The 13,833-nt window shown below is 50.0% G+C and carries 12 protein-coding genes; 8 read left to right on the top strand and 4 right to left on the bottom strand.

The window, feature by feature from the left end; translation table 11 throughout:
* Positions 1 to 54: 54 nt before the first annotated feature.
* Together DWZ61_RS16195 and DWZ61_RS16190 are read right to left on the bottom strand one after the other, a co-directional pair.
* Positions 55 to 915 (bottom strand): PHP domain-containing protein, encoded by an 861-nt coding sequence (locus DWZ61_RS16195; RefSeq protein WP_118539667.1) that lies wholly within the window; start codon positions 913 to 915, stop codon positions 55 to 57.
* 60 nt (positions 916 to 975) lie between these two features.
* Positions 976 to 2,613: an ATP-binding cassette domain-containing protein gene (locus DWZ61_RS16190; protein ID WP_118539665.1), complete on the bottom strand. Its 1,638-nt coding sequence runs from the start codon at positions 2,611 to 2,613 to the stop codon at positions 976 to 978.
* Between the two features lie 293 nt (positions 2,614 to 2,906).
* Here DWZ61_RS16190 and DWZ61_RS16185 point away from each other — a divergent pair, with 293 nt between their 5' ends.
* From DWZ61_RS16185 to DWZ61_RS16175, 3 genes are all read left to right on the top strand, one after another.
* A complete protein-coding gene (locus DWZ61_RS16185; RefSeq protein WP_118504246.1) occupies positions 2,907 to 4,322 on the top strand; it encodes an MFS transporter in 1,416 nt (471 codons plus the stop codon).
* Between the two features lie 159 nt (positions 4,323 to 4,481).
* Complete coding sequence (locus DWZ61_RS16180; protein ID WP_117466595.1) at positions 4,482 to 5,312, top strand: glycerophosphodiester phosphodiesterase family protein; 831 nt, start codon at positions 4,482 to 4,484, stop codon at positions 5,310 to 5,312.
* 79 nt (positions 5,313 to 5,391) lie between these two features.
* The gene (locus tag DWZ61_RS16175) at positions 5,392 to 6,186 is read left to right on the top strand and encodes an AAC(3) family N-acetyltransferase (protein ID WP_118504248.1); all 795 of its coding nucleotides are present in this window, start codon (positions 5,392 to 5,394) and stop codon (positions 6,184 to 6,186) included.
* 46 nt (positions 6,187 to 6,232) lie between these two features.
* On the opposite strand, the gene DWZ61_RS16170 is transcribed toward DWZ61_RS16175, so the two are convergent.
* A complete protein-coding gene (locus DWZ61_RS16170) occupies positions 6,233 to 6,448 on the bottom strand; it encodes a cold shock domain-containing protein (RefSeq protein WP_022154211.1) in 216 nt (71 codons plus the stop codon).
* 271 nt (positions 6,449 to 6,719) lie between these two features.
* Here DWZ61_RS16170 and DWZ61_RS16165 point away from each other — a divergent pair, with 271 nt between their 5' ends.
* The gene (locus DWZ61_RS16165; RefSeq protein ID WP_243026441.1) at positions 6,720 to 7,559 is read left to right on the top strand and encodes a DUF368 domain-containing protein; all 840 of its coding nucleotides are present in this window, start codon (positions 6,720 to 6,722) and stop codon (positions 7,557 to 7,559) included.
* A 39-nt stretch (positions 7,560 to 7,598) separates the two neighbouring features.
* Positions 7,599 to 8,240, top strand: a complete 642-nt coding sequence (locus DWZ61_RS16160; RefSeq protein ID WP_117466593.1) for a PTS glucose transporter subunit IIA — start codon at positions 7,599 to 7,601, stop codon at positions 8,238 to 8,240.
* Here DWZ61_RS16160 and DWZ61_RS16155 read toward each other — a convergent pair.
* Entirely contained in the window at positions 8,213 to 9,028 is an 816-nt protein-coding gene (locus DWZ61_RS16155) for an AraC family transcriptional regulator (RefSeq protein WP_172594770.1), read from the bottom strand. The genes DWZ61_RS16160 and DWZ61_RS16155 overlap by 28 nt on opposite strands.
* A gap of 210 nt (positions 9,029 to 9,238) precedes the next feature.
* Here DWZ61_RS16155 and DWZ61_RS16150 point away from each other — a divergent pair, with 210 nt between their 5' ends.
* The 3 genes from DWZ61_RS16150 to DWZ61_RS16140 all read left to right on the top strand — a co-directional run bounded on the left by DWZ61_RS16150 (position 9,239) and on the right by DWZ61_RS16140 (position 13,811).
* Entirely contained in the window at positions 9,239 to 10,780 is a 1,542-nt protein-coding gene (locus DWZ61_RS16150) for a glycoside hydrolase 43 family protein (RefSeq protein ID WP_243026440.1), read from the top strand.
* Positions 10,781 to 10,993: 213 nt separating this feature from the next.
* Positions 10,994 to 12,322 carry an MATE family efflux transporter gene (locus tag DWZ61_RS16145; protein ID WP_243026439.1) on the top strand — a complete coding sequence of 443 codons (1,329 nt, stop codon included), beginning with the start codon at positions 10,994 to 10,996 and terminating at the stop codon, positions 12,320 to 12,322.
* 184 nt (positions 12,323 to 12,506) lie between these two features.
* Positions 12,507 to 13,811, top strand: coding sequence for an O-acetylhomoserine aminocarboxypropyltransferase/cysteine synthase family protein (locus tag DWZ61_RS16140; RefSeq protein ID WP_118539661.1), 1,305 nt, complete (start codon positions 12,507 to 12,509; stop codon positions 13,809 to 13,811).
* The last annotated feature ends 22 nt before the right edge of the window (positions 13,812 to 13,833 follow it).

Genomic DNA, 13,833 nt, shown 5'->3' with positions numbered 1-13,833 from the left:
ATACCTTGCCAAGGGCTACGGGGATTTGATAGCATTTCTTTACTAACTTTCCAGTTATTTCCGGCCCGGGCGCAGATTTTCCAGCACTTCATCCGGCACATACAGCTTGCCCCAGCCGGTGCCGAGGTCGATCTTGGGCTTATTGGCACCGTGGAAGTCGGAGCCGCCGCTGATCTTCAAGTCGTATTTGGAGGCAAGACCCCGGATCTGTCGTTCTTCAGCAGTGTTGTAGGTGCTGTAGATGGCTTCGATACCTACGAGGCCGATGCTCTTTAATTCTGCCACGAGGTTATCCAATCGCTCGTCGCTCATATGGTAGAGGATCGGGTGCGCCAGCACGGGAACGCCGCCGGCACCGAGGATCAACTCCACCGCCTGAGCAGGGGTCACCTTTTCTCTCGGAACGAAACAGGGACAGTGGTCGCCCACATAGCGGTCAAATGCTTCCTTCATGCTCTGGATATAGCCGTGGGAGAGCAGATACCTTGCAAAATGCGCCCTGGTGATAACTGCACCGGGGAATTCTGCCAGAAGCGCTTCATAGGTGATATCAATGTCATGTTCTCGAAGGAGTGCGCACATTTTCTCGTTGCGGTTCTCTCGGGAATGGATGAAATCCTCCAGGTAATGAGCAAAATCCGGCTGGTGGTAATCAATGAAAAGTCCCACCATGTGGATATCTTTTCCCTGGTATTCTGTGGAAAGCTCTATACCGGGGATGACTTCCGGCACCTGAGGCGCGGGAGCGTCAGCCGGGGATCCTTCCGCATACCGGATCGCCCGGTCCAATCCGTTTACGGTATCATGATCTGTGAGGGCGAAGGCACGCAGTCCCTTTTCCATCGCGTAATCGACTAATTCCTCCGGTGTGAAAGTGCCATCGGAGCAGGTGGAGTGTACGTGTAAATCTACCATAATAGTAAAGCTCCTTTCAAAAAATGGATGTCGGCATTACCGGCATCCATTTTATTTGTCTTAGTTCTCGTCGTCCTCGGTCTGTGCAGTGAATACAGTACGCTTTCTTGCCATTTCATCGCTTGCCAGATACTCATCGTAGGTAGTGATCTTGTCTACCAGGCTGCCGTTTGGCAGGATCTCGATGATACGGTTGGCAGTGGTCTGTACGAACTGGTGGTCATGGCAGGAGAACAGTGCCACACCGGGGAACTTGATCAGACCGTTGTTCAGTGCGGTGATGGACTCCATGTCCAGATGGTTCGTGGGCTCATCCAGGATCAGGCAGTTGGCACCGCTGATCATCATCTTGGACAGCAGACAGCGAACCTTCTCACCACCGGAGAGGATGCGGACCTTTTTCACACCGTCTTCGCCGGCGAACAGCATACGTCCCAGGAAACCACGGACATAAGTGGCATCCTTTACGGGAGAGTAGCCGGTCAGCCAGTCGGCGATGGTCATATCATTGTCGAACTCTGCGGTATTGTCCTTCGGGAAGTAGGACTGGGAAGTGGTAACACCCCACTTGTAGGTCCCCTCGTCCGGCTCGATCTCTCCGGCAAGGATCTGGAACAGAGTGGTCTTCGCTAGCTCACAGCTTCCTACGAAAGCCACCTTGTCTTCACGACCCAGAGTAAAGGAGATGTCATCCAGCACCTTTTCTCCGTTGATGGTCTTGGACAGATGCTCCACAGCCAGTACTTCGTTACCGATCTCACGCTCGGGGCGGAAGTCGATATAGGGATATTTTCTGCTGGAAGGCTTAATATCATCCAGCTCAATTTTTTCCAGTGCACGTTTTCTGGAAGTAGCCTGCTTGGACTTGGAAGCATTTGCGGAGAAACGGGAGATAAACTCCTGCAGTTCCTTGATCTTTTCTTCCTTTTTCTTGTTGGCTTCCTTCATCTGCTTGATCAGCAGCTGGCTGGACTCGTACCAGAAGTCGTAGTTACCGGCATACAGCTGAATCTTGCCGTAGTCGATGTCGGCGATCTGGGTACATACCTTGTTCAGGAAGTAACGGTCATGGGATACTACGATAACGGTATTCTCGAAATCAATCAGGAAATCTTCCAACCATGCGATCGCATCCAGATCCAGATGGTTGGTCGGCTCATCCAGCAGCAGAATGTCGGGATTACCGAACAGTGCCTTGGCCAACAGGACCTTCACCTTCAGGCTGCCGTCCAGATCCTTCATGAGAGAGTAGTGGAACTCGGTGCCGATGCCAAGACCGTTTAACAGCATGGCAGCATTGGACTCTGCTTCCCAACCGTCCATCTCGGCGAATTCCGCTTCCAGTTCGCTGGCACGGATACCGTCCTCGTCACTGAAATCTTCCTTGGCATAGATGGCATCCTTTTCCTTCATGATCTGGAAGAGACGTTCGTTACCCATGATAACGGTATCCATAACCACGTTGTCATCGTATTTGAAATGATCCTGTTCCAACACGGAGAGACGCTGACCGGGGGTGATGACGATATCACCTTTGGTAGTGTCCAGCTGACCGGACAGAATCTTTAAAAAGGTGGATTTACCGGCACCGTTGGCTCCGATGAGTCCGTAGCAGTTGCCCTCGGTAAACTTGATGTTGACATCTTCGAATAATGCTTTCTTACCCACACGGTAAGTTACGTTGTTTGCACTGATCATTCTAAAAACCTCTTCTTATTTATATGCGTTACAAAGTCACTTCTTCCATTATACATAAAAGCCCACATATTTCAAGGAGAAAGTGTGATATTTCAGCGTTTTCTCGGGCGGTGGACCAGCCAGTGTGCCACGCTGGAACGACTTCCGTCACTTCGTGGTGGCTGATGCTTCGAAACAGGCGCCCAATGCAAAAGCAGTTCCGGAAAGAAAATTTACCTCGATTTTACTCCCAGAAGATTGCGAGAAGCATTCCCCTTTGATAGAATAGAACTATCAACTTGGGAGGTTTTCTTATGGAGACAAAATTAAATTACAAAAGAACGTTTCTGATCGGACTGGCTTTTCTTAGCATCTGTTCTTTCTGGCAGATGTATGACAACATTATCCCGCTGATCCTGCAGAACACCTATCACCTGGGAGAGACTATGACGGGAGCGGTCATGGCACTGGACAATGTGCTGGCCATCTTCCTGCTGCCGGTGTGCGGTATGCTGTCAGACAAGGTACATACGAAGCTTGGCAGAAGAATGCCATTTATCGTGGCAGGTACGATCCTGGCAGTGATCTTCATGATGATGTTGCCGATGATCGATAATGCGGAGAAGGCAAGATGGGCCACCGGAGGGTCCTTCAGTAACCAGGTGTTCTTTTTAGGGGTGCTGTTCCTCACGCTGGTGTCCATGGGACTGTACCGTTCTCCGGCGGTAGCACTGATGCCGGATGTGACGCCGAACCATCTGCGCAGCCGCGCCAATGCGGTGATCAACCTTATGGGAGCCGTAGGCGGTGTCTATGCCCTGATCATGATCAAGGTACTGGTGGGCAAAGGGGAAACACCGGATTACCTGCCGCTGTTTGCCAGCATTGCTGCAGTCATGGCTATTGCAGTGGGAATCCTCGTGATCACCATCCGGGAAAATAAGCTGCGGGAAGAAGTGGAAAAGGCAGAAGCCGCAAACGCAGACACCATAGAAGAAAAAGCGATGGCCGAAGGCGTGGAAGCTGCCGGAGAGATCGAGGCAGTGGGAGACACCGGAGAGACAAAAGCTTTCGAGGAAAAACAGCAGACGGCAAAGACCGAAAGCGCCAAGGACATGCCGAAGGATGTGAAGCGCAGTATGTACTTCATGCTGGCGTCCATCTTCTTATGGTTCACCGCTTATAATGCCGTGACCACAGCATTTTCCCGTTATACGAAAGTAGTATGGAAGATGGAGGGCGGAAGCTTCGCCAACTGTCTGATGGTGGCTACCGTGGCAGCCATTTTCAGTTATATCCCTATCGGAAGTATTTCAGCGAAGATCGGCCGTAAAAAGACCATCATGGACGGTGTCCTGCTGATGGCAGCCTGCTACGGAGCGGCTATTTTCGCCAGAGAATATCACCCCATCGTCAATGTGGCCTTTGCCCTGATCGGTGTGGCATGGGCAGCGATCAACGTGAATTCCTATCCCATGATCGTGGCCATGAGCAGTGGCAGCGATGTGGGTAAATTCACCGGAACCTATTACACCTTTTCCATGGCGGCGCAGATCCTGACCCCGGTATTGTCCGGATTTTTGCTGGAGAAGGTGTCCTATAACACTCTGTTCCCCTATGCGCTGTTCTTCTCCCTGATGGCATTCCTGACCATGACCCAGGTACGCCACGGCGATGTGAAGCCCCAGAAGAAGGAGAGCATTCTGGAGAACTTTGACGTGGACGATTAATAAAATAGACAATAAATCGTTAGAAAATCTTTAGAAATAGCTACTTGAAAATTGCGGGGCAGTGGATTAAAGTAAGATGCAGCAGCTTTTCGCGGAGACTAAGAGGGCGCAGAAAAGATGTATGTGAATCAAAACATAAGATAGAAGGTTGAATTGAGAATGAAAGTTTTAGCAATCATACTGATCGTCATTGTAGTGCTGGCGATTCTTTACTTCCTTATGATCATGCCCCGGATGATCCATAAGCCCGATACGGCCCCTTTTACAGAATGGCTCTACGCCCACAGAGGCCTGCACGATAATGCAACGGAAGCACCGGAGAACTCCATGGCGGCATTCCGTAAGGCTGCGGATGCGGGCTTCGGTATTGAACTGGACATTCAGCTGACGAAGGACAAGATCCCCGTGGTGTTCCATGATTTTACATTAAAAAGAGTCTGCGGCGGCGAAGGCAAGATCAGTGATTATACCTACGAGGAATTGCAGCAGTTTCACCTGTGCGATTCTGTGGAGAAGATTCCGAAGTTTGAGGATGTATTGAAGATGGTAGATGGAAAAGTGCCTTTGATCGTGGAGTTCAAGATCGAGCGCACCGACCTGTCTTTGTGTCCCCTTGCAGATAAAATGCTGCGGGCCTACAAGGGAATGTACTGCATGGAGTCCTTCAACCCTCTGGGTGTGTGGTGGTATCGGAAGAAACATCCGGATCTGGTGCGAGGCCAGTTGTCCGATGCTTTTCTGAAAGAAGGAGAGTATGTCGGGATATTATATTTTGTATTGCAGAATCTGCTGCTGAACTTCGTGACCAAGCCGGATTTTGTGGCATACAATCATCATTATCCTGAAATCCTGTCCCGGAAGCTTTGCAGAGGTTTGTACCATAATACTGCAGCCGCATGGACCATCAAGAGCCAGAAGGAACTGGACGAAGCGAGAAAACATTTCGATATTTTCATCTTCGACAGTTTTGTACCGGAAGCGGGAAAGTAGAGAAAACAGCATAAAAAGGTCGGTTCCATGCTCCCCAGGAAACCGGCCTTTTACTATATGCGATATGCGAGGAAAAAATATGTATACCAAAGAAGAATTGAAACAGCAGTTACGGAATGTGGGACTTACGGGAAAAGAGACGATCCTGATCCATTCTTCCATGAAGGCCATCGGAGAAGTGGAGGGCGGTGCGGATATCGTGCTGGATGCCTGGATGGAATATTTTACGGAAGGCCTTCTGCTATTGCCGACCCATACCTGGGCCAATGTGAATGCACAGCACCCGGTGTATGACTATCGTAATACCCAATCCTGCGTGGGACTGCTGACCAATCTGTTCCGGCAGAGAGAGGGTGTGGTGCGCTCCCTGCATCCCACCCATTCTTTAGCGGGGTACGGAAAAAATGCTGCCGAATATCTGGCAGGAGAGGAAGAACGTAACACTCCATGTACCCCGGGAGGAGCCTACGACCGGCTGAAAGACTGCGGTGGTAAGATTCTGCTGGTTGGCGTTGGACATGAACGCAATACTTACATCCACAGTGTGGAAGAGGTGCTGAATGTTCCGAATCGTCTGGCGGCGGAGCCCATGTTATTGACAACGATCCTGCCGGACGGAAGAGAAAAGAAAGTATATATGAGAAAACACTATAATCCCGACCAGCCCCATATCTCGGAAGATTTTGTGAAATTGAACCAGGCGTTTCTGGATTGTGGAGCAGTGGAAGTGGTGATGTTCGGAGATGCGAAGTGTCTGCTGTGTGATGCGCAGAAAGTGTTCCGGGTGGTACGGCATGTGCTGGCACCGGATCCGGAATGTCTTGTGACGAAACCGGAGATTTCTGCGGAGCGGTGGAGAGGATTCCGGGCATGAAAAAGGATCAGTCCCGTGGGACTGATCCTTTTGGTCTGTCTTGCTATTAAGCTACAACAGTAACGTTGGTAGCACGGATCTTGCTGCTGTTCTGAGGATCGCACTCGGTATCGAAAGTTACCTTCTGGCCCTCTTCCAGAGACTTGAAACCATCAGCGTTGATTGCGGAAAAGTGTACGAATACTTCTTCGCCGTTAGCATCGTTGGTGATGAAACCATAACCCTTCTGAGCATTGAACCACTTAACTGTACCGTTATTCATTATTGGTACCTCCTTTAATAATTCAGGCTTTGCCTGATCCTTTTGATGATTCTAAAACGTAGGACAAAAAAATCACATATTTTTGTAAAGCATCCGTGAAAAAGTAGCAATGTCTTACAAAAATATGTGAGATCAATGACTTTCATTTAGAATACGGTTAGAGTATACCATTGCCCTGATCGAAATGTCAATAATTATCTTTGATTTTTAGACCTATTTTCTTATGGAAAAAGCATATGATTTTAAGAGCAACAGGATGCGGAGAATGACGATGGATCTTAGATTTTTGGGAAAAGTATTACAAGGGGCGCTGATCGGTCTGGGAGCGGTACTCCCGGGGATATCCGGCGGCGTTTTAAGTGTAGTGTTCGGAGTCTATCGACCGATCATGGAGCTGCTGGCGGATCCTCTGCGTAAGTGGCAGACGCATCTGCCGCGATTGCTCCCGTATATGATCGGTTCTGCGGCGGGATTTTTAGGTGTGGCGAATCTGCTTTCTTATGTGTTGGAGACCTATCCGGAGCAATCGGTCTGTGTATTTGTGGGGCTGATCGGCGGAATGCTGCCGTCCCTGTGGCGGGAAGCGGGAGAGCAGGGCAGGACCGGAGGAGACAGGATTGTCTCCGGAGTGACGTTTGCGGCAATGATTTTTTTGCTGTTTTCGTTGCAGACTTCCAAGACTGCAGTGGAGCCGGGACTCGGAGCGTATCTGTTCTGTGGATTTGCCCTTGCTCTGTCGGTGATCGCTCCGGGGATGAGTTTTTCTACACTACTGATGCCCTTAGGGCTGTATACACCGTTCGTAGAGGGGATCGGTCATCTTCGGCCAGAGGTGTTGATTCCCGGAATGACCGGCTGCGTGGTGACTTTTGTGTGCCTGGCCAGGCTGGTAAACCGCCTGCTTGAAAAACAGTATGCGGGGATGTCCCACGGGATCTTCGGGATCATCAGTGCAGCTACAGTGATGACGGTTCCATGGAACAGTTTTGCCACATCTCCGGAGACCGCATCCCGGAATCTGTTCTGCATGGCGGCAGGAATCGTGGCGGCACTTCTTTTGGAAGTTATGAATGAAAAAATGGCATGTTTTCCCGAAAATGAGACAGAATAAGGAGCGGGAACCTTATCATGGAAAAAGGAAGGTAGAAACATGCAGATGTATGACATCGTGGCAACGGGAGTGCTGGGACTGTTGGTCGGCTTCTGGTCTGGCAGGAGTATCCGGTGGAAAATGGAAGAAACAGAAGAGACAGGGGAAGACAGGGAAGAGAGAAAAAATACAGCAGCCAGGCAACTGGTGAGGGAAGGTGTCACTATAGGCAGCCCGGTGAACGGAGAGATCCGTAAGCGCATGGAAGAGACCGCTGAAGAGACCGCTGATGCCGGAACTGGCTGTATCAGCATCGTGCCAGAGGATGGAAAGGTCTATGCGCCCACGGCAGGAAAGGTATTGAAACTTTATCCCATGGGAAACCGGATCCGATTCCGCACGGACAGCGGACTGGAACTGCTGTTGAATATCTGCAGAGACAGGGAAGAACTGCACAGCGCCTATTATCATTGCAATGTCCTGCAAAACGAGATCGTGCGCAAAGGAAAACTGCTGATGGAATTTGATCAGGAGGGCCTGGCAAGGGAAGGCGTGGATACGGCGGTGACGGTGGAAATGTGCCAGATCCCGGAGCGGGGACAGATCGTCGGTACCTGGAAAGATTATATCCGGGCGGGAGAGGAACTTCTGTGGATACAGCGTAAGGGAAGGAATCAGGAAGACTCTTTCTGCCTGCGGTAAGCTCCGGGAGTGGTGTGATAAGCGGAATGAAAGGCCCGGAAAAAGGTGCGGGAGCTTCCGAATCCCACATCCAGCGCAATCTGCGTCACGGAGAGCTCCGTGGACAATAGAAGATCTCTGGCATAGTCCAGCCTTCGGGAGTTCACGTAATCAGGAAAAGTGGTGTGGAGTTTCTCAGTGAAGATCCGGGACAGGACAAAGCGGCTGACACCGAATTCTTTCGAGAGACTTTCCAGGGACAATTCTTCGGTATAGTGGGCATCCAGATAGAGAAGCAGTCTTTGCTCCAATTCCAGGTCATCTGTGTTTTTACGCACTTGCAGAGGCAACGATGGCAGCAGGTCTGCCAGCAGGAGTGTGAGATACCCTTCCGCATAGACTTGTACATCGGAAGGTGTGGGACGATCCTTTTCCATGGCAGCGGCCAGTGTTTTAAGTCCCTGCAGGGCAATACGGCTGTGCTCTGACAGGGAGGAGACGGTAAAGTCATTGCGGGCAGGCTTTTTGTTCTGGAAAAACTGGCGGAAAGAGTGGCAGAAATCCGGCTCGAAGATACAGAGCAGATTCTGACCGGGTTCCACATGCTTCAGGCCATGCATCTGGTTCGGAAAAACCAGAACACCCTGACCGGGGGTAAGTAAAAAATCTTGCTGTTCCACGGTGACGGTGGTGGAACCGCTCAATACATAGATCAACTCCAACTGTCTGTGAAGATGGACGGCATAGGGGTTGTTTTTGGATAAATATAAATAAAGCTGTTCCTGACGGTTCTGGTAAAAGAAACTCAATGGGATTCCCTCCTGCAACTTTTGTCACTATTATGACATTTATAGTTGCTAAATGCAAGATTTGACACAAACTAATGGGAAAATGGCACGCGATACAAGGGAACATCTGTTATACTGAAATTGTTCAGAAACAGGTAACTATTATCAAATGAGTGTTGAACACCTGCATTTGTAAATAAAAGGCGGCAAAGGCTGCGGAATGGAGAAATTATGGACAAGACCAAGATACATAAAATGTGGATCGCTGATCAGGGCGACGGCACCTATACCAACCCGATCCTGTATACCGATTATTCGGACCCGGATGCCATTCGTGTGGGAGAGGATTATTTTATGATCGCTTCCAGCTTCTGTAACACCCCTGCAGTGCCTCTGCTGCATTCGAAGGATCTGGTGAACTGGAAGGTCATCAATTACATCATTGACAAGCTTCCCTTTGACTATTATGACAAGCCGGTACACGGCTGTGGTACCTGGGCACCGGCCATCCGTTATCATGAGGGAACTTATTACGTATTTATCCCTATGCCGGACGAGGGCATCATGATGTGCAAGACCACGGATCCTTTCGGCAAGTGGAGCGAGCCGGCTTATGTGCGTAAGGTAGTGGGATGGATCGATCCTTGTCCTTTCTGGGATGAAGACGGCAAGGCTTACATGGTAACGGCTTTCGCCAGAAGCCGTATCGGCTTCAAGAGCATGCTGTATATGTCTCCCATCGAGCCGGACTGCTCCGGAGTGCTGGATGACGGTCAGTTCATCTATGATGGCCATGCGACCCAGCCCACCATCGAGGGACCGAAGCTGTACAAGAGAAACGGCTATTACTATATCTTCGCTCCGGCAGGGGGCGTGAAGCCCGGCTGGCAGACCGTACTGCGGTCGAAAAATATTTACGGTCCCTGGGAAGAGAAAATCGTCCTGCATCAGGGGAATTCTCCTGTCAACGGACCTCACCAGGGTGCCTGGGTGGATACCCCGGACGGACAGGACTGGTTCCTGCATTTCCAGGATGTGGGCAATGCAGGACGTATCGTTCATCTGCAGCCCATGCACTGGGAGAATGACTGGCCGGTGATCGGTGTGAATGAGGTGGACGGCTGCGGCGAACCGGTACTGCGCTATAAAAAGCCGGAAGTAGGAGCGACGTACCCAATCGATGCACCGGAGGACAGTGATTTCTTCGAAGGGGAAAATTTGGGATTACAGTGGCAGTGGAATGCCAATTATAAAAAGGAATGGTATGATCTGGAAAACGGCCAGCTCATTCTTCATGCCCAGGCCGCAGACCCGAAGACGCAGCTGTGCGATATCAGCAATCTGTTATTACAGAAGTGGCCGGCACCGGAATTTTCTATTACCACCTGTCTGCATCTGGAAGAGATGAAAGACGGGGATGTGGCAGGACTGGTATCGCTGGGCGGATGTTATACAGCACTTGCAGTTCAGAAAATACACGGTAAAATGAGCCTGCAGCAGCGCACCGGCAACTGGACGAAGGACGATGAAGTGCGCACCGGTCTGGGCGAATGGAACAGTGATGTCATTTATATCCAGATGAAGGTGGAGAAGGAGATTTACCGTACATTTTATGTAGGAACCGCAGAAGAAAATTTACAGCCTGTGGGACAGATGGTGGAAGCAACTCCGGGCCGCTGGGTCGGTGTCAAGGACGGACTGTTTGCCATCAATGAGCAAGGTATGGAAGGCGGCCTGGTCGCTGCGGACTATTTCGTATATCAGGAGCTGTAACTATTTATAGGGCGAAGTAACCACTATGAGCAAATAACATGCAAGCATGTTATTCAGGAAAGCCTCGTAGAGGCGGTTTTGCGAATGGGGTGCTGAATAGTTACTGAATCATAAAATTACATTTCTATTTACAATGCAATGACAATGTGATATTTTGGCAGTTGTTAATGTGATGATAAAGGAACGATGTAAGGTATGACGGAAGAGAAAAAAATGTTATTTTCACAGGATGCACTGAAAAAATTATTGTGGCCGCTGATCATAGAGCAGTTTTTGGCAATCGCAATGGGAATGGCGGACACGGTGATGGCGGCCAGTTGTGGAGAAGCTGTGGTATCCGGAATCTCTCTGGTGGATAGTATCTGCGTATTGCTGATCGGTCTGTTCACGGCCATGGCCAGCGGCGGTGCGGTCGTGGCGGCGCAATATATGGGACACGGAGATAAGGAAATGGTAGGCCGGGCCTCCAATCAGCTGTTTATAGCGGTAGGGGGTGTGGCCCTTCTGTTTATGACGATAGCACTGATCTGGAACAAGGGATTGCTGGCACTGCTTTACGGCAATGTGGAAGCGGATGTCATGAATGCCGCAAGAATTTATTTTTATATTGTGGCGGTGTCCTTTCCTTTTCTGGGAATTTATAACGGTGGTGCGGCTCTGTTCCGTGCGGTGGGAGATTCCAAGGTGTCCATGAAAGTGTCATTGGTGGCAAATCTGGTAAATATTGCCGGAAATGCGATCCTGATCTATGGTGCAGGGATCGGTGCTGCCGGTGCTGCCTTGTCCACACTTTTTTCCAGAATATTGTCGGCTGTGATGATCATAGTGCTGCTTGGAAAAAGTGACAAGATCATAGTGAGCAATCACTGGAGGATCGACACGAAAATCTTGGGAAAGATTCTGTATATCGGTGTTCCCAACGGACTGGAAAACAGTATCTTCCAGATCGGTAAGCTTCTGACCACCAGTCTGATCGCCGGTTTTGGAATGGCTGCTACGACGGCAAATGCCGTAACAGGCAGCATTGCCAGCTTTCAGCAGATCCCTGCCAACGCCATCGGTGTAGCAATGATCACTGTGATCGGACAGTGCATCGGTGCAGGAGAGACAGAGCAGGCATTATATTATCTGAAAAAAATGATGAAGGCGGCGTATGCCTGCATGGTCCTGTTGGGAATTCCCATGATTATTTTTGCAAGGCCGATCTGCGGAATCTATCATCTGAGTTCGGAGACAATGAAAATAACTGTTTTTCTGTTATGTTACAGCTGTGTATGTTGTATGCTGGTGCATCCGTTGTCCTTTGCACAGTCCAATGCACTTCGCGCTGCGGGAGATGTGAGATTTACCATGATCGTGGCGATCGCTTCCATGTGGCTCTGCCGTGTGGGCATGGCATATATCCTGGGACAGGGTCTGGGACTTGGCGTCATTGGCGTCTGGATCGCTATGACCATGGACTGGGTCGTACGGGCATTTTTGTTCACTAACAGGGTACGTACGGGAAAATGGCTGAAGTATAAGGACCGGCTGGTGAAGTAAAGTAATATAATGCAATCTGGAGAGGAATAGAGGCGCAGTGGACAAAAATATCTGCTGCGCTAAAGTTTTACATTGACAGATTTTGCAATGTGTTTTAGCATGTTTTTATAGAAATTGTAACGGTTCCGCCAGGATCGTTACGCAATAATACATAGCACATCAAAGTGCGGAAATGAGGCAGAACATGAGCAAAAAGCCCTATGCAGAGCGTAATCTGAAATTCGAGACGTTACAGTTACATGTGGGACAGGAGCAGCCCGATCCCGTGACCGGTGCCAGAGCCGTTCCCATTTATCAGACATCTTCTTATGTATTCCGCAACTGCGATCACGCAGCAGCCCGTTTCGGACTGGAAGATCCCGGTGAAATCTACGGTCGTCTGGGCAACCCGACACAGGGCGTCTTCGAGCAGCGTATTGCAGCACTGGAAGGTGGTACCGCAGCTCTGGCGGTAGCCAGTGGCGCAGCAGCTATCTGCTACACGATCCAGAACCTGGCAAAACAGGGAGATCATATCATTTCTGCAAATAATATTTACGGCGGCACCTACAATCTGCTGGCACATACTCTGGTAGACTACGGTGTGACCACCACTTTCGTGGCTCCTTCCGATTATGATAAGATCGAAGCAAGCTTTCAGGAGAACACCAAGGCTCTCTACATCGAGACTCTGGGCAACCCCAACTCTGATGTGGTAGACATCGAGCGTCTGGCACAGATCGCCCATGCACACAGGGTGCCTCTGGTAGTAGACAATACTTTTGCAACCCCTTATCTGGTACGTCCTTTTGAGTACGGTGCAGATATCGTGGTACATTCTGCTACGAAGTTCATCGGCGGACACGGCACCAGCTTAGGCGGCGTGATCGTAGAGAACGGCAGGTTTGACTGGGAGGGCAGCGGCAAGTTCCCTCACCTGTGCACTCCGAACCCCAGCTATCATGGCGTTACCTTCACCAAGGCAGTACCGGGTGCAGCTTTCGTGACAGCAATCCGTGCAATGCTTCTGCGTGATATGGGCGGATGCATTTCTCCCGTGCATGCATTTATTTTTTTACAGGGACTGGAGACGTTGTCTCTGCGTGTAGAACGTCATGTAGAGAATGCACTGAAGGTGGTACAGTATCTGAACAACCATCCGCAGGTAGAGCGCGTGCATCATCCTTCCGTATCCACGGATCCGGAGCAGCAGGCATTGTATAAGAAATATTTTCCCAACGGCGGCGGCTCCATTTTCACTTTCGAAATCAAAGGTGGCAAGGAGACAGCCAAGAAGTTCTGCGACAATCTGGAGCTGTTCTCACTGCTGGCAAACGTGGCAGATGTGAAGTCTCTGGTCATCCATCCGGCTTCCACCACGCATGCACAGTTGTCTGAGGAAGAACTGAACGAACAGGGTATTTACAGCAATACCATTCGTCTGTCCATCGGTACAGAGAATATCGATGATATTATTGAAGACCTGGAAGGCGGTTTCCAGTCTGTATAAGGAGAGACCATGCTTTCATTAG

Source organism: Clostridium sp. AF34-10BH, from assembly GCF_003478095.1.
GTDB lineage: Bacteria > Bacillota > Clostridia > Lachnospirales > Lachnospiraceae > Acetatifactor > Acetatifactor acetigignens.
Note: the sequence above shows the minus strand (reverse complement) of the source record. Positions and strands in the feature narration are given on the sequence as shown.

Excerpts from the sequence above, each read along its gene's own strand:
- DWZ61_RS16195 (WP_118539667.1), bottom strand. The coding sequence starts at position 915 with ATGGTAGATTTACACGTACACTCCACCTGCTCCGATGGCACTTTCACA.
- DWZ61_RS16190 (WP_118539665.1), bottom strand. The coding sequence starts at position 2,613 with ATGATCAGTGCAAACAACGTAACTTACCGTGTGGGTAAGAAAGCATTA.
- DWZ61_RS16185 (WP_118504246.1), top strand. The coding sequence starts at position 2,907 with ATGGAGACAAAATTAAATTACAAAAGAACGTTTCTGATCGGACTGGCT.
- DWZ61_RS16180 (WP_117466595.1), top strand. The coding sequence starts at position 4,482 with ATGAAAGTTTTAGCAATCATACTGATCGTCATTGTAGTGCTGGCGATT.
- DWZ61_RS16175 (WP_118504248.1), top strand. The coding sequence starts at position 5,392 with ATGTATACCAAAGAAGAATTGAAACAGCAGTTACGGAATGTGGGACTT.
- DWZ61_RS16170 (WP_022154211.1), bottom strand. The coding sequence starts at position 6,448 with ATGAATAACGGTACAGTTAAGTGGTTCAATGCTCAGAAGGGTTATGGT.
- DWZ61_RS16165 (WP_243026441.1), top strand. The coding sequence starts at position 6,720 with ATGGATCTTAGATTTTTGGGAAAAGTATTACAAGGGGCGCTGATCGGT.
- DWZ61_RS16160 (WP_117466593.1), top strand. The coding sequence starts at position 7,599 with ATGCAGATGTATGACATCGTGGCAACGGGAGTGCTGGGACTGTTGGTC.
- DWZ61_RS16150 (WP_243026440.1), top strand. The coding sequence starts at position 9,239 with ATGGACAAGACCAAGATACATAAAATGTGGATCGCTGATCAGGGCGAC.
- DWZ61_RS16145 (WP_243026439.1), top strand. The coding sequence starts at position 10,994 with ATGTTATTTTCACAGGATGCACTGAAAAAATTATTGTGGCCGCTGATC.
- DWZ61_RS16140 (WP_118539661.1), top strand. The coding sequence starts at position 12,507 with ATGAGCAAAAAGCCCTATGCAGAGCGTAATCTGAAATTCGAGACGTTA.